The sequence below is a fragment of the Micromonospora sp. NPDC093277 genome (assembly GCF_044765245.1).
In the GTDB taxonomy this organism is placed as follows: domain Bacteria; phylum Actinomycetota; class Actinomycetes; order Mycobacteriales; family Micromonosporaceae; genus Micromonospora.
Genome location: NZ_JBIWJO010000008.1, coordinates 59,088 through 83,493, shown reverse-complemented (window position 1 = coordinate 83,493; position 24,406 = coordinate 59,088). Strand labels below are relative to the sequence as shown.

The following is a 24,406-nucleotide window of genomic DNA, read 5'->3' as shown; positions in this document are numbered from 1 at the left end:
GGGTTCCCCTCTCACCACCGTAGCGAGCGCGAAGCGATCTCGCGCAGTAGGTTGAGGCGGTGACTGGACGGTTTGCCATCGAGGACGTCACCCCCGTCGTCTCGTGCGGTCGCTACCCGGCCAAGGCGGTCGTCGGCGAGGCCGTACCGGTGTCGGCCCGCGCCTACCGGGAGGGACACGACGCGCTCGGCTGCAACGTGGTCTGGCTGGGCCCGGACGGTGTGGCCCGCCCGTTCACCCGGATGCGGCCGGGCGAACCCGGCCAGGACCGCTGGCACGCCGCCATCCGCCCCGACGCGGTGGGCGAGTGGCGGTTCACCGTCGAGGCGTTCCAGGACCCGTACCTGACCTGGCAGAACGCGGTCACCAAGAAGCTCGCCGCCGGCCAGGGCCCGGCCGAGCTGGCCAACGACCTGGCCGAGGGCGCCCGGGTGCTGGAGGCGGCCCTGGAGCTGGTTCCGGCGGCCGAGCGGGCGGCGGTGCGGGCCGCGGTGGTCGCGTTGCGGGACGACGACCGCGAGCTGCCCCGGCGGGTCGGCCCGGCACTCGACCTGGCCTCGCTGCTCTGGGACCACCCGGTGCGGGAGCTGGTCACCACCGGTGACGAGCACCGGCTCTGGGTGGACCGGCTCCGGGCGCTCTTCTCCGCGTGGTACGAGTTCTTCCCGCGCTCCGAGGGGGCGGTTCCGGCCACCGTGGACGCGCCGGCCCGGTCGGGCACGTTCCGCACCGCCGTCGACCGCCTGCCGGGCGTCGCGGCGATGGGCTTCGACGTGCTCTACCTGCCGCCGATCCACCCGATCGGCCGGATCAACCGCAAGGGCCGCAACAACTCGCTCACCGCCGGTCCGGACGACGTCGGCTCGCCGTGGGCGATCGGCGCCGCCGAGGGCGGCCACGACGCCATCCACCCCGACCTGGGTACGCCAGCGGACTTCCGCGCGTTCGTCGCCGCGGCCGCCGGGCAGGGCCTGGAGGTGGCGATGGACCTGGCGCTGCAGTGCGCCCCGGACCACCCGTGGGTGACCGAGCACCCGGAGTGGTTCACCACCCGGGCCGACGGCAGCATCGCGTACGCGGAGAACCCGCCGAAGAAGTACCAGGACATCTATCCGCTGAACTTCGACAACGACCCGGACGGCATCCGGGCGGAGATCCTGCGGGTGGTGCTGCACTGGGTCGGCGAGGGCATCCGGGTCTTCCGGGTGGACAACCCGCACACCAAGCCGTTCGACTTCTGGCACTGGCTGATCCGGGAGGTCAAGCAGGTCGAGCCGGACGTGCTCTTCCTCGCCGAGGCGTTCACCCGCCCCGCGATCATGCACGGCCTGGGCAAGATCGGCTTCACCCAGTCGTACACCTACTTCACCTGGCGCACGTCGGCGGCGGAGCTGCGGGCGTACTGCGAGGAACTGGTCGCGGCGGCCGACTACATGCGGCCCAACTTCTGGCCCAACACCCCGGACATCCTGCACGAGTCGTTGCAGCACGGCGGTCCGCCGATGTTCAAGATCCGGGCGGTGCTGGCCGCGCTGCTCTCCCCCTCCTGGGGCATGTACGCCGGCTACGAGCTGTTCGAGCACGTCGCCCGCCCCGGCGCCGAGGAGTACCTCGACAACGAGAAGTACGAGGTACGCCCCCGGGACTGGGCCGAGGCCCAGGCGCAGGGCCGCTCACTCGCCCCGTTCATCGCCACCCTCAACCGGGTACGCCGGGACAACCCGGCCCTGCACCGGCTACGCAACCTGCGCTTCCACGACATCGACAACCCGGCGCTGCTCTGCTGGTCCAAGCACGACCCGGACACCGGCAACGCCGTGATCGTGGTCTGCTCGTTCGACTCGCGCGCGGTGCAGTGGGGCAACACCACCCTCGACATGCCCGCGCTCGGCCTCGACTGGCACGAGCGGTTCACCGTGCACGACGAGCTGACCGGTACCAGCTACGACTGGGGGCAGCGCAACGCCGTCCGGCTCGACCCGTACCTGCAACCCGCGCACGTGTTCACCGTGCGGCGGCCCGCCCCGCCGGCCGTACCACCGCCGGTGGCCGCGGCGCCGGCGGACCTGACCGTCGCCGCCGTACCCGCCGATCTTTCCGGCGGCACCGCCCCGACCGCACCGGCCGTGAAGGACGAGGCACGATGGAGCAGCTGATCGCCGGCGAGGCGCACGACCCGCACGCCGTGCTCGGCGCGCACCCCGCCGACGGGCGCACCACCATCCGGACCATGCGCCGGGGCGCGGCCGACGTGGCGGTGCTCGTCGGCGACGAACGACACCCGATGAAGCGGGTGCACGACGTCGGCGTCTTCGAGACCGTGCTGCCCGGCGAGGTGCTCGACTACCGGGTCGAGGTCGACGGCGCGGCGCACGACGACCCGTACCGCCACCCGCCCACCCTCGGCGAACTGGACCTGCACCTGATCGGCGAGGGACGGCACGAGCGGCTCTGGGAGGCGCTCGGCGCCCGGGTCCTCGACGACGGGGTGGCGTTCGCCGTCTGGGCGCCCAACGCCCGCGGGGTGCGGGTGGTCGGCGACTTCACCGGCTGGGGGCCGGACGACGGCTGGCCGATGCGCTCGCTCGGGTCCAGCGGCGTGTGGGAGATCCTCGTGCCGGGAGCGCCGGTCGGCGCCCGCTACAAGTACCGGATCCTCGGCGCCGACGGGCACTGGCGGGACAAGGCCGACCCGCTCGCCGCGCGCACCGAGGTGCCGCCGGCCACCGCCTCGGTGGTGCACCGTTCGGCGTACGAGTGGGGCGACGCCGCCTGGCTGGCGCGGCGGGCGCGGCACCGGCCGCACCAGGAGCCGATGAGTGTGTACGAGGTGCACCTCGGCTCGTGGCGGCCCGGCCTCGGTTACCGCGAGCTGGCCGAGCAGCTCACCGCGTACGTGACCGAGCTGGGCTTCAGCCACGTGGAGTTCCTGCCGGTGATGGAGCACCCGTTCGGCGGCTCGTGGGGCTACCAGGTCACCGGCTACTACGCCCCCACCGCCCGGTTCGGCGACCCGGACGACTTCCGTTACCTGGTCGACCGGCTGCACCAGGCCGGCATCGGGGTGCTCCTCGACTGGGTGCCGGCCCACTTCCCGAAGGACGACTGGGCGCTCGGCCGCTTCGACGGCACCCCGCTGTACGAGCACCCCGACCCGCGTCGCGGCGAGCACCCCGACTGGGGCACGTACGTCTTCGACTTCGGTCGCCGCGAGGTGCGCAACTTCCTGGTCGCCAACGCGCTCTACTGGCTGGCCGAGTTCCACGTCGACGGGCTGCGGGTGGACGCGGTCGCCTCGATGCTCTATCTGGACTACTCCCGCCAGGAGGGGCAGTGGGTGCCCAACGTGCACGGCGGCCGGGAGAACCTGGAGGCCATCGCGTTCCTCCAGGAGGTCAACGCCACCGTCCACCGGCAGCACCCCGGGGTGGTGATGGTCGCCGAGGAGTCCACCGCCTGGCCCGGTGTCACCGGGCCGACCAGTGAGGGCGGGCTCGGCTTCGGCTTCAAGTGGAACATGGGCTGGATGCACGACACCCTGCTCTACACCTCGAAGGACCCGATCTACCGGCAGCACCACCACCATCAGCTCACCTTCTCGCTGGCGTACGCCTGGAGCGAGAACTACGTGCTGCCGATCAGCCACGACGAGGTGGTGCACGGCAAGGGCTCCCTCGTGGGCAAGATGCCCGGCGACACCTGGCAGCGCCTGGCCAACGTGCGGGCGCTGCTGGCGTACATGTGGGCGCACCCCGGCAAGCAGCTGCTCTTCATGGGCTGTGAGCTGGCCGACGACCGCGAGTGGAGCGAGGAACGCGGCCTCGACTGGTATCTGCTGCACGACCCGGCCCGGGCCGGCGTGCAACGCCTGGTCGGTGACCTGAACCGGCTCTACCGGGCCACCCCGGCGCTCTGGGCGCAGGACACCGAGCCGGCCGGCTTCCGCTGGCTCGTCGGCGACGACGCCGCCAACAACACCGTGTCGTTCGTCCGGATCGCCCCCGACGGCCAGACCCTGGTCTGCGCCGCCAACTTCTCCGCCCTGCCGTTGGAGGGCTACCGGATCGGTCTGCCGGCCGGCGGCACCTGGACCGAGGTGCTCAACACCGACGCCCACCACTACGGCGGCTCGGGGGTGGGCAACCTCGGCGCGGTGCACGCGGAGAGCGTGCCCTGGCACGGCATGCCGGCGTCGGCGGCGCTACGGGTTCCGCCGCTCGGCGTCCTCTGGCTCCGCCGCGACTGACCCCTCATTTTGCCCCTCAGGGGCATTTCGCGCCTCGGCCCTCACCGGGAAACGTCTCCCTGCGTAATTGGCAGGCCATCGCCAGCGCATTTGACCGACCACCTTACCATGAAGGTAGTCGATCTGTTGAATCCTGGCCGGACGGGAGGTGCAATGATCAGCAACATTGTCGAGATTGTCAGTCTGATCGCGGCCGCCATCGCCCTGTACTTTGCAGCCACGCAGACGAGGAAGCTGCAGAAGCAGGTGCATATTTCCAACTTGTTCAGCAGGTACGAGGTCCTGAACCACGCGAGTGAGCGCTACGATTCGGCGCTTGCCCTGGTTTTCCAGAGGCCAGAACTCAGACCATACATTTTTGAACAAAAGCCACTTGATCTTCACGATGAGGAACTCGCCCGAGCCCTCACCGTAGCCGACCTGATGGCGGGAGCAGTCGACTACGCCGTACGCGTTGGCCCCCTCTTCCCGGACGATGCACGATCAGACTGGACAGTGGTCGCCAAAGAAATGGCGAAGCAGCCACTATTCCAGACCATCGTCAATGAGCAACCGCACCAATTTCCCGACCTCGTGGAGTACTTTCCGAGGGAGGACGTTCGTCCACCGCACGGCGCCATCGATCGAGTCCGGGCAGCACTCCGCGACGGCCGTGGCGCTCGGCGACAAGGGCAAAGCGGCCGACGAGGTCCTTCGGAAAAATAGCTCAGACCAGGCCGGCGCGGCTCAGACCAGGCCCGCGTCGCGCAGCAGCTTCCACAGGCCGGCGCCGTCCGGGGCGGAGAGCCATTTCTGCCCCACCGGGCCGGCGGACGGGCGGCCGGCCGGGGCGGGCAGGCTGCCGGCGAGCACCGACTGGGTGGGCGAGAGCCTGCGGATCGCCACCCCGGCCACGTTGTCCGGGTGCGCGGCGGCGAACTCGCGGTAGATCTCCTGGTCATGCTGTCCGTCGTCGCCGAGCAGCAGCCAGCGGACGTCCGGGAACTCCCGGGCCAGCCGGGCCAGGGTGGCCCGCTTGTGTTCCTTGCCGCTGCGGAACCACCGGTCGGCCGTCGGCCCCCAGTCGGTGAGCAGCAACGGCCCCGCCGGGTAGAGGTGCCGGGAGAGGAACCGGGTGAGCGTCGGTGCGACGTTCCAGGCGCCGGTCGAAAGGTAGAAGACGGGGGCGCCGGGATGGGCGGTGACCAGCCGCTCGTACAGCACCGCCATGCCGGGCACCGCGGCCCGGGCGTGCTCGTCGAGGACGAAGGTGTTCCAGGCGGCGAGCAGCGGCCGGGGCAGCGCGGTGACCATGACCGTGTCGTCGATGTCGGAGAGGATGCCGAACCGGACTTCCGGGTCTAGGACGCGGACCAGGGCCTCGACCGGCTCGACGTCGGGCACGCTGAGGCGTACCGAGCCCCAGCCGGGGGTGAAGTCGGCCTCGATGACGGTGTCGACGAAGCCGCTGCGGTCCGCGGTCGCCTCCTGGCGTACGTCGCCGGCCTCGATGGTCACCTTGGCGTACTTGGCGGGCAGGGTGGCGAAGCTGCGCCAGCCGCGAACCTTCTCCGGCCGGGCCCGCTGCCGCACGTCGGGGCGGCCGAGCAGCACCCGGCAGAGCACCCGGGCCCAGCCCGGGGCGCCGTAGCCGGCGTACGCGATGATGTTGATCTTCCACCCGGTGCGGCGCAGCCGGCGTTCCACCAGACCGTGCACGGCGTCCTCGATCCGGGCAGCCCGGTGCAGCCGCGGCACGGCGAGTTCTCCGGCAGGTGTCGGTGGCACGGTGCCACCCTGCCACACCCGGCCGCACGCGGCTATGCGAGTCGACCTCGCCGATCCACCCCGGCGCGGGCCGGTCCCGTGACAGACTGCGGTCGCAGGCGACGACGGGGGCGTGGTCGTGGCGACACCAGTGCGGAGATCGGGGCGATGGCGTCCGACGTTCGACCGCCCCGCGCTGGTCGCGCTGCTGCTCGGCGTGGCCGGGGTCGGTTACCGGCTGGTCCTGCTGTTGCTCTCACTGCCCGGTTCGAACAGCGACGAGGCGACGTTCGGCCTCGCCGCCCTACACATCGCCACCAACCACGAGCGGCCGATCTTCCTCTACGGACAGCGCTACATGGGGATGCTGGAGTCCTACCTGGCCGCCCCGCTGGTCGGCTGGGCCGGGCCGAGCTGGCCGGTGCTGCGGCTACCGGTGCTGGCGCTGTACGCGATCTTCCTCTGGTTGACGTACCGGCTGACCCGCCGGCTGTTCTCCCCCTGGCTGGCCGTCTTCGTGGTCGGGCTGCTGGCGCTCGGCTCGGAGCGGGTGATCCGGGACCAGCTCACCGTGGTGGGCGGCCGGCCGGAGGTGAAGCCGGCGGTGCTGGCGATGCTGCTGATCGCGGTGGCCCTCGGCGAGCGCCGGGTGCGGCACCGCTGGCTGGCCACGGGAGTGTTCGGGCTGCTCGCCGGGCTGGCCCTGTGGTCGGACTGGCTGATCGTGCCCTACCTGGTGGTGGCCGGGCTGCTGCTGGTCTGGGCGGCGCCCCGGGACCTGATCGGCTGGCCGGGGGTGCTGCTGGTGGCCGGGTTCCTGGCCGGGGCCGCCCCGATGATCAAGGACAACCTCACCGCCCCGCCCGGGCAGGACTCGCTGTCGGTGTTCCAGCGGATCAGCACCCGGCCGGGTGCGCCCCCCTCCTGGTCGGAGCGGGTGCACGGCGGGCTGCTGGAGGGGGTGCCGCTGGCCGGTGGGCTCTGCCCGGCAAGCGGCTGCACCCACTGGCAGGAGTGGTTCGCGCCGCTCTACCTGGTGCTGCTGGTGGCCGCCGCCGGGCTCGGGCTGGTCGCGTACCGGCGGGCCGCCGACGCCGCCGGCCGGGTCCGGGCGGTCGCGCGGCTCGCCCTGGTCGTCGGCGCGGCGCTGACCCTGCTCGCGTACGTGCACAGCGCGCTCTCCGCGACCGACCCGTTGGGCAATGCCCGTTACCTGTCGGTGCTGCAGATCTCGCTGCCGGTCGTGCTCTGGCCGCTCTGGCTCGCCGCCGCGCGCGCCTGGCCGGCCCCGGCCGGCGTGGCGGCCCGGATCGGGGGCGCGGCGGCGGGAATCGTGCTGGCCGCGATCACCGCCGCGACGGTGGCGGCGACCGTGGCGTTCGTCGCCGACGCGCCGTCGATCCGGGCCGAGGAGCGGCAGGCCCGGGAACTGGCCGACACGGTCCGCCGGGCCGGCCTGCACGAGGTGTACGGGAACTACTGGACCTGCAACCGGATGATCTTCAACACCGGCGAGGCGGTGGTCTGCGGGGTGCTCGACGGCGACCTGACACCGGGACAGAACCGCTATCCGGCGTACTGGAGGCGGGTCGGGCGGGCCGAGCGGCCCGGGTACGTGTTCGAGGCCGGTTCGCCGGCGGAACGGCGGCTGCGCCTGCTGCTCGGCGACCGGGCCGACGCCGCCCTGGTCGCCGAGGTCGGTGACTACCGCGTCTACCGCCCGCCGATCGCCCTGCGGCCGTGGCGCTGAACCCGAGCCGTACGCTGGTTCGATGCTCATCCTGCTGCCGCCGTCCGAGGGAAAGGCCGAGGCCGGCACCGGCCGGCGGCTGGACCTGTCGCGGCTCTCGCTGCCGGAACTGACCCCGGCCCGGGACGAGATGCTGACCGCCCTGGTCGCTCTCTGCGCCGGGCCGGACGAGGCGGCGGCCCGGGCCGCGCTGGGCCTGAGCGAGGGGCAGCGCGGCGAGCTGCGCCGCAACGCCCGGCTGCGCGAGGCGGCCACCGCGCCAGCCGGACGGATCTACACCGGGGTGCTCTACGAGGCGCTCGACCTGGCCTCGCTGCCGCCGGCGGCGGAACGGCTGGCCCGCCGCTGCGTGCTGGTCAGCTCCGGCCTCTGGGGCGCGGTACGCCTCACCGACCGGATCCCGCCCTACCGCTGCCCGGTCGGTGCGCGGCTGCCGGGGATCGGCGCGCTGTCGGCGTACTGGCGCCGGGCGCTGGCACCGGCGATGGTGGCGGCGGCCGGCAACGCTCCGGTGCTGGACCTGCGCTCCGGCGCGTACGCGGCCACCTGGACGCCGCGCGGGGAGGTCGCGCTGCGGACGGTGACGGTCCGCGTGCTGCACGAGCGCGACGTCGACGGGGTGCCGACCCGGTCGGTGGTGAGCCACTTCAACAAGGCCACCAAGGGGCGGCTGGTCCGCGACCTGTTGACCGCCGGGGTCCGGCCACGCTCCGCCGACGCCCTGACCGGGGCGCTGCGGGACCTGAAGTACGCGGTGGAGGAGCAGCCGAGGGCCACCGGGCGGCCACGGCAACTCGACATCGTGGTGACCGACCTGTAGCCGCAATTTTTCCTCAAGGCTCGGGCGCAGCGGTTCCGCCGTGCCGGCGACGGGGGTCACGGTAGGAGAACCCCGACGCGACAAGGAGTCATCCCATGGCCCCCGAGTCCACCACGCTGCTCGACCGGCTCCGCCCGTCGTCGCCGGCACCCGCACCAATGGACTGGCCGACCCTGGCCGACGCGTTCGAGGTCGCCTGCCTGGTGCGGTGCACGCCGCCCCCGGCCACCGACACCCGCCGGCTCGGCAGCGAGACGTACCGGGGCGGCACGGCCGAGTTCAACGGCGAGCACGCCGCGCACCGGATGCGCCAGTTGCTCGGCCGGCTCGGCGTGCCGGTGGAGCACGAGCTGGCCACCGGCGGTCTGCGCCGCCGCTACGAACTGCACCGGCTGTGGGTGCCCCGGGAGCACCGGCCGGCGTACGGGGCCCTGCTGGAGAGCGGCTGGTGGCAGGGCCGCCGGGAGTTGCTCGGCGGCCCGGTGCCCGGCGCCTCCCGGACCCGCCGGATGTGGCGGTCCCGGCTGGCCGCGGCCGCCTGGCGCGCGGCGCTGCTGGCCGGCGGGCGGCATGTCCGCCGGCACTGTCTCGGCGTCCGGCTGGCCGACCGCGACCTGGCCGCGGTGCTGGTACGCGGCGCGGCACTGCTGGAGGTTCCGGCGACGCTCCGGCCGGGTGCCGGCTGCTTCCTGGTGAGCGTCGCCAACGGTCCGCACCGGATGCGGATCGTGGACAGCGCCGCCCTCCCGTCGGTGGCCGCCTGCTGAGCCGTACGGCCGGAGGCGAGCGGCCGAACAGTGGATCCGCAGCGCACGGCTGACCAGCCGGGCTTGCGCGACGGGCGGTGCCCGTCGCACAGTGCAGCCCGTGAGCCGACACTGGACGGTGCGTCGCCGGCGCCGAACCGCCGCGCCGGCAGCCCTGATGATGCTGCTGGTGTCGGCGCTCGCCGGGCTAGCCGCCTGCCGGGACAAGCCGACTGAGCCGGTGCTGATCCGGATCGCCACGGGCAGCCCGACCGCCGTCTACCACGCCTTCGGCCAGTCGCTGGCCGCCATCCTCAACCGGGAGCTGCCCGGGGTGCAGGCCAGCGTGGTGGTCACCGCTGCCTCCGCGCAGAACGTCCGGCTGGTCGGGTCCGGCGAGGCTGAGCTGGGCTTCACCCAGGCCGACGTGCTGCCGCCGCGCAATTCGAAGCCGGGCGCCGTGCTCGCCGTGGCCCGCGTCTACGACGACCTGCTGCACCTGGTCACCACCGCCGGTGGCCCGGTGCGGACGCTCGCCGACCTGCGGGGGCGGCGGGTGTCGGTGGGTGCCGACGGCTCCGGCACGGAGATCACCGCGACCCGGCTGCTGGAGGTGGCCCAACTGGGCGGCGACCAGGTGGACCAGGAGCACCTCGGCCTGGACGGCTCGTTGGCGGCGCTGCGTGCCGGCCGGATCGACGCTTTCTTCTTCTCCGGCGGACTGCCGGTGCGGGGGGTGGCGGAGCTGGCCGACAGCACCGCCATCCGGCTGATCGACCTGGGCGAGTGGACCGAGCCGCTGCGCCACGGATACGGGCAGGTCTACGTGACCCGGGACATCCCCCGTTCGGTGTACGGGACGGACCCGGTCAGCACGGTGGCCAACCCCAACTACCTGATCGTCCGGGCGGACCTGCCGGAGCCACTGGTCCGGGAGGTGACCCGGCTGTTGATGGAACGCCGGGAGGAGCTGGCCGCCACCCATCCGGCGGCCGGCCGGATGAGTCCCCGGTCGGCGATCGCCACCACCCCACTGCCGCTGCATCCCGGCGCGGCCGCCTGGTACCGGTCGGCGAAGCCCTGACCCCCGGTCAGGGCCGGCCCGCGCCGGCGGCGCCCGGCTCGGCGGCGATCGGCTCGACGGCCACCGGCTCGACGGCCACCGGCTCGACGTGCAGGTCGTCGGGCGCCGGGAACCAGACCTCGGCGACCAGGCCCCGGGGCTGACCCTGGCGCATCGTCAACCGGCCGTCGGAGGCGTCGACCAGCACCGCGACGATGGTCAGGCCCAGGCCGGCGCCATCGACGTTCTGCACGTCCGGTGCCCGCCAGAACCGCTCGGTGGCCTGGTCGATCTGGCTGGTCGTCATGCCGGGGCCGGTGTCCCGCACCTGCAGCAGGATGCCGCCGTCGGCGGCACGTACGGTCACCGTCACCTCTCCCCCGGCACCGCTGAACTTGACCGCGTTGTCGATCAACGCGTCGAGCGCCTGGTCGATGGCGGTCGGCACGGTCCGGGCGTACGCGGAAGCGTCGGCGCTGTCGAGCCGTAGGGTGACCGACCGGTGCCGGGCCAGCGGCTGCCAGGCGGCCACCCGCGAGGCGGCCACCTCGGCGGCGTCAACGGCGACCAGCTGGTTCTCCGCACGTTCGGCCCGGGCCAGGGTGAGCAACGCGTCCAGCAGCGTGGCCAGCCGGTCGGTCTCCTCCAGCGCGAGCTTGTGTTCGGCGCGGCCGTCGGTCCCGGTCAGGCTCGGCCCCAACTCCTCCACCCGCAGCCGCAACGCGGTCAGCGGATTGCGCAACTGGTGGCTGGCGTGCGCCACGAACGCCCGCTGCCGGTCCATCACGTCGGAGACCGCGTCGGCCATGTTGTTGAAGCTGGCGGCGAGCCGGCGCAGCTCCGGCGGGCCGAGCCGGGGACGTACCCGGGCGGTGCGGTCGCCCTCGGCGATCTCGTGGGTCACCGCGTCCAGTTCGGTGACCGGTCGCAGCACCCAGCCAGCCAGTCCGAACGCGGTGGAGATGCAGGCCAGCACCGCGAGCAGGCCGATCGCCGCGAGCAGCAGCCACCAGGTGGCGACGGTACGTCGCACCTTGCCCGCCGGGGTGACGGTGACCACCGCCCCGAGCACCTCGCCGCCGTCGTTGATCGGAACCGCCACCACCAGCGGCCCGTCATTCCACGGCCACACCGAGTCCGGCCCGCTGAACTGCTGCCCGGCCAGCGCGAAGTCCAGGGCCGAGGTGCTACCCGCGCCGGGCAGCCAGCTCGCCGAGGCGGCCACCGTGTGCCGGTCCCGGTCGACCACCGCCGCGCCGATGCCGTACAGGTCGTCGTAGGCGGCCAGCTCCCCGTCGAGCGCTCCGGAGCCGCCTCCGCGCAGCGCCGGGTTGGCGAGCGAGGCGAACCGGGTGGCGTCGGCGAGCCGGTCGGTGCGGACCCGGTCGGTCTCCCGGCTGGCCAGGGTGACCGCCAGGGGTGTCTCCAGGGCGAACAGCACCAGCACCATCAGAAGCAGATAGCTGATCACCAGCCGGCGGCGCACACCGGTCTCCTCACTCGCCGCGGAGCCGGTAGCCGACCCCGCGCACGGTCTCCACCAGCGTCGGGTCGCCGAGCTTGCCGCGCAGCGATCCGACGTGCACCTCCATGGTGTGCCGGTCGGCCCAGGTGGTGCCCCAGACGTCCAGCAGGATCCGGTCCCGGGACACTGCCATGCCGGGCTGCCGGGCCAGGGAGAGCAGAATGTCGAACTCCTTGCGGGTCAGCGTCACCGACCGGCCGGCCACGCTGACCGTCCGGCCGCCCACGTCGATGCGGACCTGGCCCGCCTCGATCAGGTTACGCTCCGGCGCGGAGTGCACGGTCCGGCGCAGCACCGCCTCGATCCGGGCCTGGAGCTCCACCATCGAGAACGGCTTCACCACGTAGTCGTCGGCGCCGAGCCGCAGGCCGAGCACCCGGTCGCGTTCCTCCCCGCGGGCGGTCACCGCGATGATGCCGAGGTGGCTGCTTCGCCGGCGCAGTTCCCGGCACAGGTCGGTGCCGTCCCCGTCGGGCAGGGTCAGGTCGAGCAGCACCAGGTCGCAGGGGGCGGCGGAGAGGGCGGCCTCGACGGTGGCGGCATGCTCCACCTCGTAGCCGCGCCGCGTCAGCGCGGACGACAGGGCGGCGGCCACCCGACGATCGTCCTCGACCAGGAGGATCCGCACCCGTGCCCCCATTCCGTTCGACGTACTGCCCTGCGAATGGTGGCAGATGTGCCGGCGGGACGGGAATGCCCGGGTCCGGTCAGAGACCGAAGACCTCGTCGGCCATCGCGTCGCGGACGCCGTCGACGAACCCCCGGAAGCCCGGATCGGCGTGGCTGGCCGGCACGCTCGTCACGTTCTCCCCGGTGGCCTGGGTGACGATGTCGAGCAGCGGCGGGAAGTCCGTCTCCGAGTCGCCGAAGGTGTCGTCGTCCGCCTGACCGAGGTTGATCGCGTGCTGGACGTCCTCGCTGGGGGTGTCCGGGTCGCCCGCCCACTCGGCACTGGCTTGGTAGCACTCGTCGTAGACGGCCCGCTGGCCGTCGGTCCAGTCGTCGTCGTAGCTCTGCATCGGCCATCCTTCCGGGAACTCCACCCGAGCATGCCCGCTCCCGGCGCGCGGGCGCGGGCGTACGCGGGAACCGGCTCGCCACGTCCTAGGCTGCGATGGTGATCTACAAAATTCTCGCCAACGACGAGTGGGAGCAGGCACGGGCGGCGGGGCAGTTCGCCGGCACCGCGATGGACCGGCAGGACGGGTTCGTCCACCTCTCCGCCGCCGACCAGGTGGTGGAGACCGCCCGGCGGGTCTTCTCCGGGGTGACCGGTCTCACCGTGCTCGCGGTGGATCCCGACCGGCTCGGCGACGCCCTGCGTTGGGAGCCGTCCCGGGGCGGGGCCCTCTTCCCGCACCTGTACGCGGCGCTGCCGGTCGACGCGGTGGTGGCGGCGCACCCGCTGCCGGCGGACCGACCCGCCGCCGACGCGGTGGCGGAGCTGCTGGACTGACGGATCGATATGCTGCGTCGACCAGGCACCGACGGCGCGACGACGCGCCCTGCAACGAGGCGAGTTGAGATGACAGACAACATCTTCGTCCACCCGACGGCCGACGTGGAGGAAGGCGCCAGGGTTGGCGACGGCACCAAGGTCTGGCACCTGGCCCACGTCCGGTCCAGCGCACAGGTCGGCGCCGGCTGCGTGATCGGCCGCAACGTGTACGTCGACGCGAACGTCACCGTCGGCGACCGCGTGAAGATCCAGAACAACGTGTCGGTCTACCAGGGCGTCACCATCGAGGACGAGGTCTTCGTCGGCCCGTGCGCGGTCTTCACCAACGACTTCCGGCCGCGCGCCCAGAACCCGGACTGGACGATCACCCCGACCCTGGTCCGGCGGGGCGCCTCGATCGGCGCCAACGCCACCCTGGTGTGCGGCATCGAGGTAGGCGAGTACGCGATGATCGCCGCCGGTTCGGTGGTCACCAAAGATGTCAAGCCGTACCAGCTGGTGGCCGGCAACCCGGCCCGGCCGAAGGGCTGGGTCGACGAGAAGGGCGAGGTCGTCTCCCGGGACGTCGACAACCCGCCCGCGGGCCTGACCCGGGGCTGAGCCGCCCCGCGACGGGAACGGGCCCCCGACCGGTGATCCGGTCGGGGGCCCGTTGACGGTCCAGCGGGTTCAGCCGCCGATGACCACCCGGCGGACGCCCTCCCAGCGGGCCGGGTCGGTCACCCGGCGGCCGTCCACCAGCACGGTCACGCCCGGCAAGTCGGCCGGGGTGAGGGTGCGGTACTCGGCGTGGTCGGCCTGGATGACGGCGGCGGCCACCGGCTCGCCGGCGTACGCGGGCAGGCCGTGCGCGGCCAGCTCCTCGTTGGTGTACATCGGGTCGGAGACGTACGGGACGGCACCCCGCTGACGCAGCGCCTCGACGGTCGGGAAGACCCCCGAGAAGGCGGTCTCCTTCACGCCACCCCGGTACGCGGCGCCGAGCACCAGCACGCCCACGCCGGTCAGGTCGCCGTACGCGGCGGCGAGCAGGTCGACGGCGTACTGCGGCATGGCGGCGTTGGCCTCGCGGGCCGAACGGACCACCGTGGCGGCCGGGTCGTTCCACAGGTACATCCGCGGGTAGATCGGGATGCAGTGCCCACCGACCGCGATGCCGGGCTGGTGGATGTGGCTGTACGGCTGGGTGTTGCAGGCCTCGATGACCTTGGTGACGTCGATGCCGGCGGTGTCGGCGAACCGGGCGAACTGGTTCGCCAGGCCGATGTTCACGTCCCGGTACGTGGTCTCGGCGAGCTTGGCCAGCTCGGAGGCCTCGGCCGAGCCCAGGTCCCAGACGCCGTTCGGGCGGTCGAGGTCGGCCCGCTCGTCGAAGTCCAGCACGGCCTCGTAGAAGCGCACGCCGTGCGCGGCGGACGCCTCGTCGATGCCACCGACCAGCTTCGGGTAGCGACGCAGGTCGGCGAAGACCCGGCCGGTGAGCACCCGCTCCGGGCTGAACACCAGGTGGAAGTCCGTGCCGGCGGTGAGGCCGGAGCCCTCCTCCAGCATCGGCGCCCAGCGGTTACGGGTGGTGCCGACCGGCAGCGTGGTCTCGTAGCTGACCACGGTGCCGGGCTTGAGACCGCGCGCGATGGCCCGGGTGGCGTCGTCCATCCAGCCGAAGTCCGGCACGCCCTCGGCGTCCACGAAGAGGGGCACCACCACGACGACGGCCTCGGACTCGGCGACCGCGGCGGCCGTGTCGGTGGTCGCGCTGAGCAGCCCGGCGGACACCGCCTCCTTGAGCTTGGTGTCCAGATCGGTCTCACCGGGGAACGGCACCGCACCGTCGTTGACCAGCTGCACGACCCGCTCGGAGACGTCCGCTCCGATGACCCGGTGCCCCTTCGACGCGAACTGCACGGCGAGCGGCAGTCCGATCTTGCCCAATGCGACGACGCAGATGTTCATGGCTACTACTTTCCTCCTAGTGGAAGCCTGCGCTGCAGGCGGGCCATCAGCCGGCGCGGCGTCAGGGGGGCTGCGGCGATCACGAGCTGCCCCTTGTGGTTCGTCGTGGTGGTGAGAACGTGCAGGCGAGCGCCGTGACGCACCACGGTCCGCAGCGGCACCGGCCGCCGGGAACCGCGCAGCGCCGCCGCACCGGTGGCGCCGAAGGCACTGACCTGGGCCTGGATGGTCCGCCGCTCACCACCGGGGGCGGCGGCGGCCAGCACCCGGTCCAACGGTATCCGGCCCCGAACGGTCGTACCGGTGGCGTCCGGGTCGACCGCGATCGTGGTGCCCGGGGCGTCCCCGGCAGAGATCACGATGTCGGCGGCGACGGCCGCCAGGTCGGGGCGTGGGCTGCGCGCGGTCACCAGCAACGCCCGCGCCCCGGCCCGACCGCCCTCGAACGCGACCGAGACGGTGTCCAGGCGCGCCAGCCAGTCGGCGACCGTGCCGGTGATCTCGAACCAGGGGTCCGGGATGGCCAGCCGCGGCTCGCGGAAGCCCGGGTAGCCGGCGTACCAGCGCTCCCCGTCCACCACGGCGGGCGGGATGCCCTCTTCGGCGTCCTGGCGGATCACGGCGAGCAGATCATCGAGGTCGCCGTAGCGCGCCGCAGCGAGCCGGACCCGGACCTCGACGGGAAGGCGATCCCGGATGCCGTCGGTGAGATACTGCTCGGCCAGCTCCCGCACACCGAGGCGGACCTGCTCCTGGACGTCCCGCTCCAGCTGTAGGAAGTCGTCCTCCAGGAGCTTCGCGACCTCCCAGGTGAAGTGCCGCAGCAGCACGGCGTCGCGGCGCCTGCCGGGCTCGACGAGCCCGGCGACGAACCGGACGATCTCCTCGGCACAGCGCAGCCGCTCCAGGTGCCGGCTCTTGTAGGTGATGTTGCGGGCGTTGAGCCGGCGCACCGCGTAGTAGTAGTCGTAGTCGGCCAGCACCGAGATCCGCCCGGCCCGGACGCACGCCTCGATGGTGAACGGCTGGTCGCTGCCGACCGGCATGTCCTCCGGGTAGCGCAGGCCGTGGCGCTCGATCAGCTCCCGGCGGAACAGTTTCGTGTTCGACAGCGACCACGGCAGCGCGGAGTCGAACAGGTCCACGTCCGGCTCGGTCGTCGCGAAGACGGCCTGGTGGATGTACCGGCTGTTGACCCCCACGGTGCGACCGAGCACGACGTCGGAGCCGTACCGGTCGGCGGCGGTGACCAGGCGTTCCAGCGCCTCGGGCCCGAGGTAGTCGTCCGCGCCGATGAAGAAGACGTACCGGCCCGTGGCGTGTTCCAGGCCACGGTTGCTCGGTGCCGCCGGGCCGCCGGAGTTCGCCTGGTGGATCACCTTCACCGTGTCCGGATAGCGGCGGGCGAAACGGTCCAGCTCGCGACCGCTTCCGTCGGTGGAGCCGTCATCCACCGCGACGATCTCCAGCCGCTCCCGGCCGATCGTCTGGTCGATCAGGGAGTTCAGGCAGGTGGTCAGATACGGCATGGTGTTGTAGACGGCGACGATCACGGTCACGTCGGGCTGGATCACCAGGCCACTGCCTTCCGGGCCGGCACCGCCACAACGATCCTGTCGTCGATCGGCCAGCCGCCTCGCCCTCGCCCAAGGGTCCGCGTACCTGCGGCTTTGCCGCCAGAAATCATCGCCGTCTCCGTGTCAACCAGCACCGCACCCGCGAACTCGACCGAGTCTACGACAGCCCGAGCCTTGGCCAGCCGCCTGCCGCTGGCGTTCGGAGCCGCATCGCGAGGGCTGCTACCCTGCGTCCGGTTTCCCGCCTGGCGAACCCTACGTCACCGGAGATCAGGTCGGGCAAAGGACAGGCGACTTGGCGGCGGACAGGACTCAGGCATGGACGTGTTGCGTCGGTTCTGCTGTCGGAGCGTCGTCGACAGGGGTGGGGTCCATCAGGTGCCGGCTCCCACCGGCGGTCGCACATCGGCGGGCACGGGATCGGCGGCGCGCGGGGCGGGAACGGCCGACGGCCGGTCCGGCAGCAGCCGGGCGTACACAGCGTCGAGCACCTCGGCCTGGGCCTCCCAGGTCCAGTTCGCCAGCAGGCCGGGGCGGTCGTAGGCGGCCCGGTAGCGGGCCGGGTCGGCGAGGACGGCATGCACCGCCCGCACGTAGTCAGCGACGTCCTCGGCGCGGAACACCTCACCCTGGCCGGTGGACCGCACGGTGCCGGCCATCGTCTTCACGTCGCTGACCACCAGCGGCAGCCGGGCGTGCGAGTACTCGAAGAACTTGGTGATCAGCGCAATCTCGTGGTTCGGCCAGTGGTGGATCGGGATCACCCCGGCGGTCGCCGCCGACAGGAACGGCACCACCTGCCAGTGCGCCACATACGGCAGCGCGTGCACCCGGTCGGCGACCCCGAGCTTCGCGGCGCGGGCCAGGACCCCCCTCACGTACGGGCCGTCCGGCTTGTTGACCACCAGCGCGACGTGCACGCCGGGCAGCTGCGGCAGGGCGTCGACCATGATGTCCAGGCCGCGCTGCCGGGCGGCGGCACCGCTGTAGACCAGCAGCGGCACGTCGGGGCCGATCCCGCAGAGCGCGCGCAGGTCGGGCGCGGGCGCGTCCGGCACCGGTTCGCCGTGGTCGGCGGCCGGGGCGTTGAGCACCACGTCGGGCACCTCGGCCAGCCCGTGCTGGCGCTGGAGCAGCTCGGCGAGGGCGTCCGAGACGGTCATCACCGCGTCGGCGTACGGGGCGTACTCCCGCTCGTGCGCCATGTGTGCGGGCAACCAGCGGGCGTTGTCCTGCCAGGGCTTGAGTCCGGGCAGGAACTCGTGCGCGTCCCAGACCAGCTTGATCTCCCGCCCGGCGGCCGCGGCGCGGACCTTGGCGCGGGCGCCGACCCCGAGCATCCGGAAGTCGTTGGCGTGGATCAGGTCCGGGCGCAGCTCGTCGATCACCGGGCCGTAGGCCAGCTCGTAGTCCCACAGGCCGGGCTCCAGCCGGCGCCACGCGCCGTCGCCCTTGACCTGCTGCCAGAACAGCGTGTACGCCCGGTCCCATGGGTTGCGGAACTTCCGCCCGGTGCGCGCCCGGGTGAGCTGCCAGTAGCGGAACGAGACCCACTTGCGGGTCACCTGCGCGGCCAGTTGCTCGGCGCGCAGTGCCCGCCGGCGCAGGGCCAGGCCGGCGGTGGCGGGGCCGGCGAGCTTGAGCTGGGCGGCCCGCAGCGCGAGGTCGGCCTGCCAGGCCTTGACCGCCTGGGCCCGGTGCGGGGCGATCCCGTTGGGCGGGTATGCCAGCGGCCAGCGCAGCCAGGCGCGGCGGAACTCGTGCCGGCGGCGGGCCAGCGGATCGGGCATCGCCAGCAGCCGCACCTCGGCCCGGCCGAGCTGCCACGACCGCGGCGGGCCGCCGGGCGACCGACCGAGCAGGATCACTTCCCAGCCGGCGTCGGCCGCCGAACGCGCCGCCTTCTGTACGCGGGAGTCGCCGTTGACGCCGTTGTCCACGAGCATGACAACCCGTCCCCGGCCGGGTCGGCTCCCGGCCGCGCCGTCAGAATCCATCCCGCCCGATCTCCGCTCTCCGCGCACGCCTGCCCGTAAACGTCGGCGAGTCTACGTCAACCGGACCGAACGCCCGGCCGCCGTATCGCTCCGCACGTCTGTGCTGGTCGTGGGCCCCGGGGCCGGAAAATCGTGGTGGAGGTCACGCTCGGCCAACGCGCCCCGCGCCGCCTCCGGACCGATTCGCGGGCCGGTGACGTATCGTGTCCAGCGCCGGGCCGTCCGGCGGAGCGCCGGAACAGGCGGCCTTTTCCGGGCGGAACAGTCCGGTCCGTCACCCTTGTCGCCGTACGCGCAGGAGAAGAAGCTCGTGAAGGTTGTCAGTGTCGTCGGTGCCCGCCCGCAACTGGTGAAGCTCGCCCCGATCGCCGCGGCGTTCGCCGGCACCCCGCACCAGCACGTCATCGTGCACACCGGTCAGCACTACGACGCCGACCTCTCCGACGTCTTCTTCTCGGGACTCGGCATCCCCGACCCCGACGTGCACCTGGGCGTCGGCTCGGGCACGCACGGCGTGCAGACCGGACGGATCCTCGCCGCCCTCGACCCAGTCTTCGCCGCCGAGCAGCCCGACTGGGTGCTGGTCTACGGCGACACCAACTCCACGCTCGCCGGCGCGGTGTCCGCGGTGAAGCAGCACATCCCGGTGGCCCACCTGGAGGCCGGCCTGCGCTCGTTCAATCGGCGGATGCCGGAGGAGCACAACCGGGTACTCACCGACCACGCCGCCGACCTGCTGCTGGCACCCACCGAGGAGGCGGTGCGCCACCTCACCACCGAGGGCCTGGCCGAGCGGACCGCCCTCGTCGGCGACGTGATGGTGGACGTCTGCCTGCGCATCCGCGATGCCGTGCGGCGCGGCGAACACCCGGCCCCGGCCCTGCCGGAGGGGATCGACCCGAACGGGCCGTACCTGGTGTCGACGCTGCACCGCCCGGACAACACGGACGACCCGGAGCGCCTCGCCGGCCTCGTCCAGGCGCTGGCCGGGCTCGACCTGCCGGTCGCCCTGCTGGCCCACCCCCGACTGCTCGCCCGCGCCGAGGAGCAGGGGATCAAGCTGGCGCAGGGCGGGATCCGGGTCGGTCGACCGCTGCCGTACGCCGGCCTGGTCGCCGCTGTGCTGGGTTCGCACGGCGTGATCACCGACTCGGGCGGGCTGCAGAAGGAGGCCTACCTGCTGGGCCGGCCGTGCACCACGCTGCGGCCCGAGACCGAGTGGGTGGAGACCATCGAGGGCGGTTGGAACGTCCTCGTGCCGGACCCGGCCGCGCTGGGCGCGCAGTGGGCGACCACCGCCACCCGACCCGCCCCCGGGACCGAGCGCGGCACCCCGTACGGCGACGGCCACGCCGCCGAGCGGGTCGTGCAGGTGCTCGCCGAGCGCGCCGCCTGACCGGCACCGGCCGCCGCGACCAGAGGATCGGGAGGCAGCGCATGGCCAGCGGCTCCTCGTCACCCCGCCGGGTGGCCGGGAACGTGGCCCGGGGCGCCCTGGCCCGGGCCACCTCCCCGCACGTCCTGGGCACCTCGGCGGGCGAGCAGTTCTGGCGCCGGGCACTGACCGCGCCGGGCCTGCCGGACGGTCTGCGGGTCCGCCTCGCGGAGCAGGTGCACGCTGGGCTGATCGGCGCGGGCCGGGCGGCCAGCGCCGCCGACTCCGTCTCCTCGGTGGGTGGCCGGATCGGTTCGCCGACGCTCAACGCCCGGCTGTTGCAGGCGCTCACCCGGGCCGAGCTCGACGCCGGCCTCGCGCCGACCCGACTCGCCGAGGCCTGGCGGGCCGGGTTCGCCGTGGCGGACAGCCTGCACCAGGAGGGGCACAGCGGCCAGACGGCCCGCCAGCTCGCCCGCACGCTGCCCCTCGGCTTCCACCGGGTGCTGCATTTCGACCGGCTCACCTCGCCGCTGGCCGACGACCCGGAGGGCTTCCTGTCGCCGCTGCGGCAGAGCACCACCGCGCACGCGCTCACCGCCGCCGGCCGGCGGACGCCGGCCGCGCCCATGCCGACCGGGCGGCCACTGCGGCTGCTCTTCGCGACCTGCGCCAACGACAACTTCCTGCGGGAGATCCGGGAGCGGTACGCCGGAATGCCCGATGTCGAGGTGCGCTTCCTCGACGTGGCCGCCGATCCGCAGCGGCGGCCGATGAACGGGCAGACCAGCCGGATGATCGAGCAGCTGCTCACCGGCCGGACGGAGTACGGCACCGAGGTCGAACGGTGGCTACGCCCGCACCTGGACTGGGCGGACACCGTCTTCGTGGACTGGTGCGTCTCCACCGCGGTGCTGTTCACCATGGTCGACCCTGGCACCACCCGGATCATCGTCCGGTTGCACAGCTTCGAGCTGTTCAGCATCTGGCCGCACCTGGTCAACTTCGGCCGGGTCGACGACCTGGTCTTCGTCTCGACCCACCTGCGTGACCTGGCCCGCTCGGTGATCCCGGCGCTGTCCGGACCGGCCCCGCCCCGCACCCACGTTCTCACCAACGCGATGGACCTGAGCCGGTTCGTGCGGCCGAAGCCGGCCGACGCGCGGTTCACCCTGGCGCTGGTCGGTGTCGGCGTGGTGGCGAAGGACCCGCGCTGGGCGCTGGACGTGCTGCGCGAGTTGCGGGCCGTCGACCCGCGCTACCGGCTGCGCCTGATCGGCGGGCCGATCAGCCCGTCGGCCAGCCCCGCCGCCGCCCGTTACCGGGAGTCGCTCGATGCCGAGCTCGCCACGCTCGGACCGGCGGTCGAGCAGGTCGGGCACTGCGACGACGTGCCGGCCGCGTTGACCGAGGTGGGCGTCATCCTCAGCAGCTCGGTCCGGGAGAGCTTCCACTGCGCCCTGGTCGAGGGCGCGGCCAGCGGCGCGGTACCGGTGGTCCGGGACTGGCCGTTCTTCGCGCGGGGTGCCCGGGACGTCTTCGACGACGCCTGGGTGGTCGGCTCACCGAAGGAGGCGGCGGAGCACATCCTGCGCGCCACGGCGACCGAGTCGGCGTGGCGCGCGGCCGGGGCGGCTGCCTCCGCGCACGCCCTGGCCACCTGGGACTGGACCGTCACCCGGCGCGGCTTCGACGAGTTGCTTCTGGGCACGGCCCGCTGATCTCGGCCCGCCGGCGTACGCGGGCGATCCGGCGAACGAGACGCCGGTCGCCCGCGCCGCCAGGCAGGCGCGGCGCGGGCGATCCGCGCCGCGTTCAGCTGGTGGGCTTGCGGACCACCACCACCGTGCCGTTGGCCAGGGTGTCGTCCACCTTCCAGTACTTCAGGTCGAACTGCTTGGACGAGAACTTGACCTCGCCGAACATCCAGCCCATCGGCCGGCGGCGCAGCACGAACACGTCGATCCCACCGAACCTGGTGTTCGCGGTGGCCGCGGCGAACTCCTCCGGATCGGTGATGGTGGTGAGCCGGACCAGCTCCGCGTACCGCTCGTCCCAGTGCGTCCAGGTGCCGGAGGCGAGCCGCTCGACCGCGATGTAGCCCGGCCACGGCTGGTAGGAGAACATCCGCTCGTCGTAGCTGAGAGTCACCGGCCGGGCGTTCTCGCCGAGCGTGTCGGCGACCAACTTACGCACCGGCTCGGCGGGGAACCAGTTCACGGTGACCGGGCTGGGCGCCGGGTAGCGCACCTTAGACCCGTCCGGCATCGGCTCGGCGTGGGTGTAGACGGCGAGGTTGTAGTTGAGGTCGGCGTCGGCCGGTCGGCGCACGGTCTTCAGCCCCGGCGGGTTCGGCATCCACGTGCCGATGCCGGCCACCGCCGCCGTCACCATCAGCAACGACACCAACACCACCTCGAGCCGGCGGGTCGAGCCGGCCACCCGCAGCCGCCCGGCGAGCACCGGAATCAGCTCGGCGGCGGAGAGCACCGCGCCGGCGACGAGCAGCAGCCCGATCAGCCGGGTGGTGTAGTGCAGGTACAGCGTGTGCCCGTTCTTGATGAACACGAGCACGAAGACCCAGCGGTAGACGTACGCGCCGACCATCAGCAACAGCATCGGCAGTGCCCACCAGGTCTTGCGCGCGTACCAGACCAGGCCGACCAAACCGAGCAGCTGGAGCAGGTAGAGCGGCGACGCCAGCGGGTTCAGCAGGAACCAGGCGCCCAGCGGGTCCTCGGCGATGGACGGGGAGACGAAGTAGTCGTTGACCCGGTCGCCGCCGATCTCGAGGGTGGCCCGCAGGTACGGCACCAGGTACCAGGACGCCACCAGGAAGGCGACGACCCCGACCCCGAGCAGGTGGGCGAGATACCGCAGTCTGTTGCGGCTGCGCCAGAGCACGAGCCCGACCAACCCGATCAGCCCGACCAGAGCGAACATCAGATAGCCCTGGTAGACCTGGAGAATCAGCCCACCGATGAGGCCGGCACTCCAGAACCTCAGCCCGCCGTCCCGGGGAGACCGGTCGGTGAAGGAGCGCAGCACCCACGGCACGAAGATGGCCAGCGTGATGATCTCGTACGACTTGCGCGGCTGGGTGAACACCCAGGTCGGCAGGACCGCCAGGGCGAGGGCGACCGGCGCCGGGACGACCCCGCGCCACAGCAGGAACCCGACCAGCACGGCCAGCGACAGGGTGGTCGCCTCGGCGTACCCCATCAGCGACCAGGCCGGCTGGTCGAGATAGAGCGCGGCTCGGCTGATCAGGTACGGGAAGAGCGGCGGGTACTCCGACGGAACCGACGAGACGATGCCGTCCACCGGCGTCGAGTGCACGGTGAACTTGGTGGCCATCGCGGCGAGCCGGGCGGAGTCCCCGCGCAGTCCGGAGTCGCCGAACGGCGAGCCGTTGTAGGAGGCGATCAGCGTCGTCCCGACCCAGGCCGCGTACCCGCCCGCGGCCAGCCCGACGACCAGCTTCGACGAGCGCCACAGCGCCAGGGCGAGCACCACCGCTCCACCGACCACGCCGAAGGCCGCCGGCAGCACCGCGGCACGCGCGTTGAACGGGTTCGCGTCGATCAGCTTCACGACGACCGCACCGACCGGGTAGCCCACCACCCAGGCCAGCACCGCCCACAGCGACGCGCTGCTGAGGACGCGCCACACCGGGCCGGTCCAGGCCCGGCGTGCCGTCTCCGGCACGACCCCGCCCGGCTTGCCATCACCCACCGTGACCCCGGCCGCACCTACCGCGACCGGCGCGATCTCATCGGCGGCGCGCTCGCCCGCCTCGGCCGGGGCGACGTCCGCCGCTCCCGATGTCTCGTGCCCGACGGTCGACGTGGTCGGGTCCGACGACTCGTCGGTCGACACCGTGGCGTCGGTGGTGGCGTCCCCGGGTTCCGCGTCGGCCGGCCCCGACGGCGGCTCCGCGACGCCGGTCGGTTCGGGCCCCTTCGAGCTGGTCGGCGATGATCCGCCCTGCTCAGGTGAGGTCTCGGCGTCCACACTGGCCGTCATCTACATCCTTCCCCCGGAAATCGGGGCCAGCCTAACCGAGGAAGCTCGGCTCCTCTGCCCCGCTCGGTACACGCCCGCGCGTCGCCTCCGGTTGCGCGAGGGCCGGCGCGACACCCCGTCCAC

19 protein-coding genes are annotated in these 24,406 nt (G+C 72.8%); 11 read left to right on the top strand and 8 right to left on the bottom strand.

Going from position 1 to position 24,406, the window contains the following annotated elements; translation table 11 throughout:
* The first annotated feature begins 59 nt into the window (after positions 1-59).
* From ACIRG9_RS19165 to ACIRG9_RS19155, 3 genes are all read left to right on the top strand, one after another.
* Positions 60-2,156, top strand: coding sequence for a maltotransferase domain-containing protein (locus tag ACIRG9_RS19165; protein WP_402857288.1), 2,097 nt, complete (start codon positions 60-62; stop codon positions 2,154-2,156).
* Complete coding sequence (glgB, locus tag ACIRG9_RS19160) at positions 2,144-4,246, top strand: 1,4-alpha-glucan branching protein GlgB (RefSeq protein ID WP_402857286.1); 2,103 nt, start codon at positions 2,144-2,146, stop codon at positions 4,244-4,246. The genes ACIRG9_RS19165 and glgB overlap by 13 nt, the downstream gene beginning before the upstream one ends.
* 153 nt (positions 4,247-4,399) lie before the next feature.
* On the top strand, positions 4,400-4,951 hold the full coding sequence (locus ACIRG9_RS19155; protein ID WP_402857284.1) for a hypothetical protein: 552 nt from the start codon (positions 4,400-4,402) through the stop codon (positions 4,949-4,951).
* Between the two features lie 21 nt (positions 4,952-4,972).
* Here the strand turns inward: ACIRG9_RS19155 and ACIRG9_RS19150 are convergent, their stop codons facing one another.
* Positions 4,973-6,013, bottom strand: a complete 1,041-nt coding sequence (locus ACIRG9_RS19150) for an App1 family protein (RefSeq protein WP_402857282.1) — start codon at positions 6,011-6,013, stop codon at positions 4,973-4,975.
* A 112-nt stretch (positions 6,014-6,125) separates the two neighbouring features.
* Here ACIRG9_RS19150 and ACIRG9_RS19145 point away from each other — a divergent pair, with 112 nt between their 5' ends.
* From ACIRG9_RS19145 to ACIRG9_RS19130, 4 genes are all read left to right on the top strand, one after another.
* On the top strand, positions 6,126-7,742 hold the full coding sequence (locus ACIRG9_RS19145) for an ArnT family glycosyltransferase (RefSeq protein WP_402857280.1): 1,617 nt from the start codon (positions 6,126-6,128) through the stop codon (positions 7,740-7,742).
* A gap of 22 nt (positions 7,743-7,764) precedes the next feature.
* Positions 7,765-8,562 carry a peroxide stress protein YaaA gene (gene yaaA / locus ACIRG9_RS19140; RefSeq protein WP_402857278.1) on the top strand — a complete coding sequence of 266 codons (798 nt, stop codon included), beginning with the start codon at positions 7,765-7,767 and terminating at the stop codon, positions 8,560-8,562.
* A 95-nt stretch (positions 8,563-8,657) separates the two neighbouring features.
* Complete coding sequence (locus ACIRG9_RS19135) at positions 8,658-9,329, top strand: hypothetical protein (RefSeq protein WP_402857276.1); 672 nt, start codon at positions 8,658-8,660, stop codon at positions 9,327-9,329.
* Positions 9,330-9,486: 157 nt separating this feature from the next.
* Entirely contained in the window at positions 9,487-10,392 is a 906-nt protein-coding gene (locus ACIRG9_RS19130; RefSeq protein ID WP_402857909.1) for a TAXI family TRAP transporter solute-binding subunit, read from the top strand.
* Positions 10,393-10,399: 7 nt separating this feature from the next.
* Here the strand turns inward: ACIRG9_RS19130 and ACIRG9_RS19125 are convergent, their stop codons facing one another.
* From ACIRG9_RS19125 to ACIRG9_RS19115, 3 genes are all read right to left on the bottom strand, one after another.
* The gene (locus ACIRG9_RS19125; RefSeq protein ID WP_402857274.1) at positions 10,400-11,857 is read right to left on the bottom strand and encodes an ATP-binding protein; all 1,458 of its coding nucleotides are present in this window, start codon (positions 11,855-11,857) and stop codon (positions 10,400-10,402) included.
* A gap of 10 nt (positions 11,858-11,867) precedes the next feature.
* On the bottom strand, positions 11,868-12,536 hold the full coding sequence (locus ACIRG9_RS19120; protein WP_402857272.1) for a response regulator transcription factor: 669 nt from the start codon (positions 12,534-12,536) through the stop codon (positions 11,868-11,870).
* A 67-nt stretch (positions 12,537-12,603) separates the two neighbouring features.
* Positions 12,604-12,915, bottom strand: coding sequence for a hypothetical protein (locus ACIRG9_RS19115; RefSeq protein ID WP_402857270.1), 312 nt, complete (start codon positions 12,913-12,915; stop codon positions 12,604-12,606).
* Between the two features lie 98 nt (positions 12,916-13,013).
* Between ACIRG9_RS19115 and ACIRG9_RS19110 the strand changes: the two genes are divergently transcribed.
* Both ACIRG9_RS19110 and ACIRG9_RS19105 read left to right on the top strand, forming a co-directional pair.
* Positions 13,014-13,352 (top strand): DUF952 domain-containing protein, encoded by a 339-nt coding sequence (locus ACIRG9_RS19110; protein ID WP_402857268.1) that lies wholly within the window; start codon positions 13,014-13,016, stop codon positions 13,350-13,352.
* Positions 13,353-13,421: 69 nt separating this feature from the next.
* Positions 13,422-13,955 (top strand): acyltransferase, encoded by a 534-nt coding sequence (locus ACIRG9_RS19105; RefSeq protein WP_402857266.1) that lies wholly within the window; start codon positions 13,422-13,424, stop codon positions 13,953-13,955.
* Between the two features lie 69 nt (positions 13,956-14,024).
* Here ACIRG9_RS19105 and ACIRG9_RS19100 read toward each other — a convergent pair whose 3' ends face one another.
* The 3 genes from ACIRG9_RS19100 to ACIRG9_RS19090 all read right to left on the bottom strand — a co-directional run bounded on the left by ACIRG9_RS19100 (position 14,025) and on the right by ACIRG9_RS19090 (position 18,831).
* Positions 14,025-15,308, bottom strand: a complete 1,284-nt coding sequence (locus ACIRG9_RS19100) for a nucleotide sugar dehydrogenase (protein ID WP_402857264.1) — start codon at positions 15,306-15,308, stop codon at positions 14,025-14,027.
* Positions 15,309-15,313: 5 nt separating this feature from the next.
* Complete coding sequence (locus ACIRG9_RS19095; RefSeq protein ID WP_402857262.1) at positions 15,314-16,882, bottom strand: glycosyltransferase family 2 protein; 1,569 nt, start codon at positions 16,880-16,882, stop codon at positions 15,314-15,316.
* Positions 16,883-17,259: 377 nt separating this feature from the next.
* The gene (locus ACIRG9_RS19090) at positions 17,260-18,831 is read right to left on the bottom strand and encodes a glycosyltransferase family 4 protein (protein ID WP_402857260.1); all 1,572 of its coding nucleotides are present in this window, start codon (positions 18,829-18,831) and stop codon (positions 17,260-17,262) included.
* 361 nt (positions 18,832-19,192) lie between these two features.
* Here ACIRG9_RS19090 and wecB point away from each other — a divergent pair, with 361 nt between their 5' ends.
* Together wecB and ACIRG9_RS19080 are read left to right on the top strand one after the other, a co-directional pair.
* Positions 19,193-20,278, top strand: coding sequence for a non-hydrolyzing UDP-N-acetylglucosamine 2-epimerase (wecB, locus tag ACIRG9_RS19085; protein WP_402857259.1), 1,086 nt, complete (start codon positions 19,193-19,195; stop codon positions 20,276-20,278).
* A gap of 41 nt (positions 20,279-20,319) precedes the next feature.
* Complete coding sequence (locus ACIRG9_RS19080; RefSeq protein ID WP_402857257.1) at positions 20,320-21,978, top strand: glycosyltransferase; 1,659 nt, start codon at positions 20,320-20,322, stop codon at positions 21,976-21,978.
* A gap of 94 nt (positions 21,979-22,072) precedes the next feature.
* On the opposite strand, the gene ACIRG9_RS19075 is transcribed toward ACIRG9_RS19080, so the two are convergent.
* Positions 22,073-24,283, bottom strand: a complete 2,211-nt coding sequence (locus ACIRG9_RS19075; RefSeq protein ID WP_402857255.1) for an arabinofuranosyltransferase — start codon at positions 24,281-24,283, stop codon at positions 22,073-22,075.
* Positions 24,284-24,406 lie beyond the last annotated feature (123 nt).

Coding starts and splice junctions, on each gene's coding strand:
- glgB (WP_402857286.1), top strand. CDS start 2,144: ATGGAGCAGCTGATCGCCGGCGAGGCGCACGACCCGCACGCCGTGCTC.
- ACIRG9_RS19075 (WP_402857255.1), bottom strand. CDS start 24,283: ATGACGGCCAGTGTGGACGCCGAGACCTCACCTGAGCAGGGCGGATCA.
- ACIRG9_RS19100 (WP_402857264.1), bottom strand. CDS start 15,308: ATGAACATCTGCGTCGTCGCATTGGGCAAGATCGGACTGCCGCTCGCC.
- ACIRG9_RS19115 (WP_402857270.1), bottom strand. CDS start 12,915: ATGCAGAGCTACGACGACGACTGGACCGACGGCCAGCGGGCCGTCTAC.
- ACIRG9_RS19155 (WP_402857284.1), top strand. CDS start 4,400: ATGATCAGCAACATTGTCGAGATTGTCAGTCTGATCGCGGCCGCCATC.
- ACIRG9_RS19130 (WP_402857909.1), top strand. CDS start 9,487: ATGATGCTGCTGGTGTCGGCGCTCGCCGGGCTAGCCGCCTGCCGGGAC.
- ACIRG9_RS19120 (WP_402857272.1), bottom strand. CDS start 12,536: ATGGGGGCACGGGTGCGGATCCTCCTGGTCGAGGACGATCGTCGGGTG.
- ACIRG9_RS19135 (WP_402857276.1), top strand. CDS start 8,658: ATGGCCCCCGAGTCCACCACGCTGCTCGACCGGCTCCGCCCGTCGTCG.
- yaaA (WP_402857278.1), top strand. CDS start 7,765: ATGCTCATCCTGCTGCCGCCGTCCGAGGGAAAGGCCGAGGCCGGCACC.
- ACIRG9_RS19105 (WP_402857266.1), top strand. CDS start 13,422: ATGACAGACAACATCTTCGTCCACCCGACGGCCGACGTGGAGGAAGGC.
- ACIRG9_RS19080 (WP_402857257.1), top strand. CDS start 20,320: ATGGCCAGCGGCTCCTCGTCACCCCGCCGGGTGGCCGGGAACGTGGCC.
- ACIRG9_RS19090 (WP_402857260.1), bottom strand. CDS start 18,831: ATGCTCGTGGACAACGGCGTCAACGGCGACTCCCGCGTACAGAAGGCG.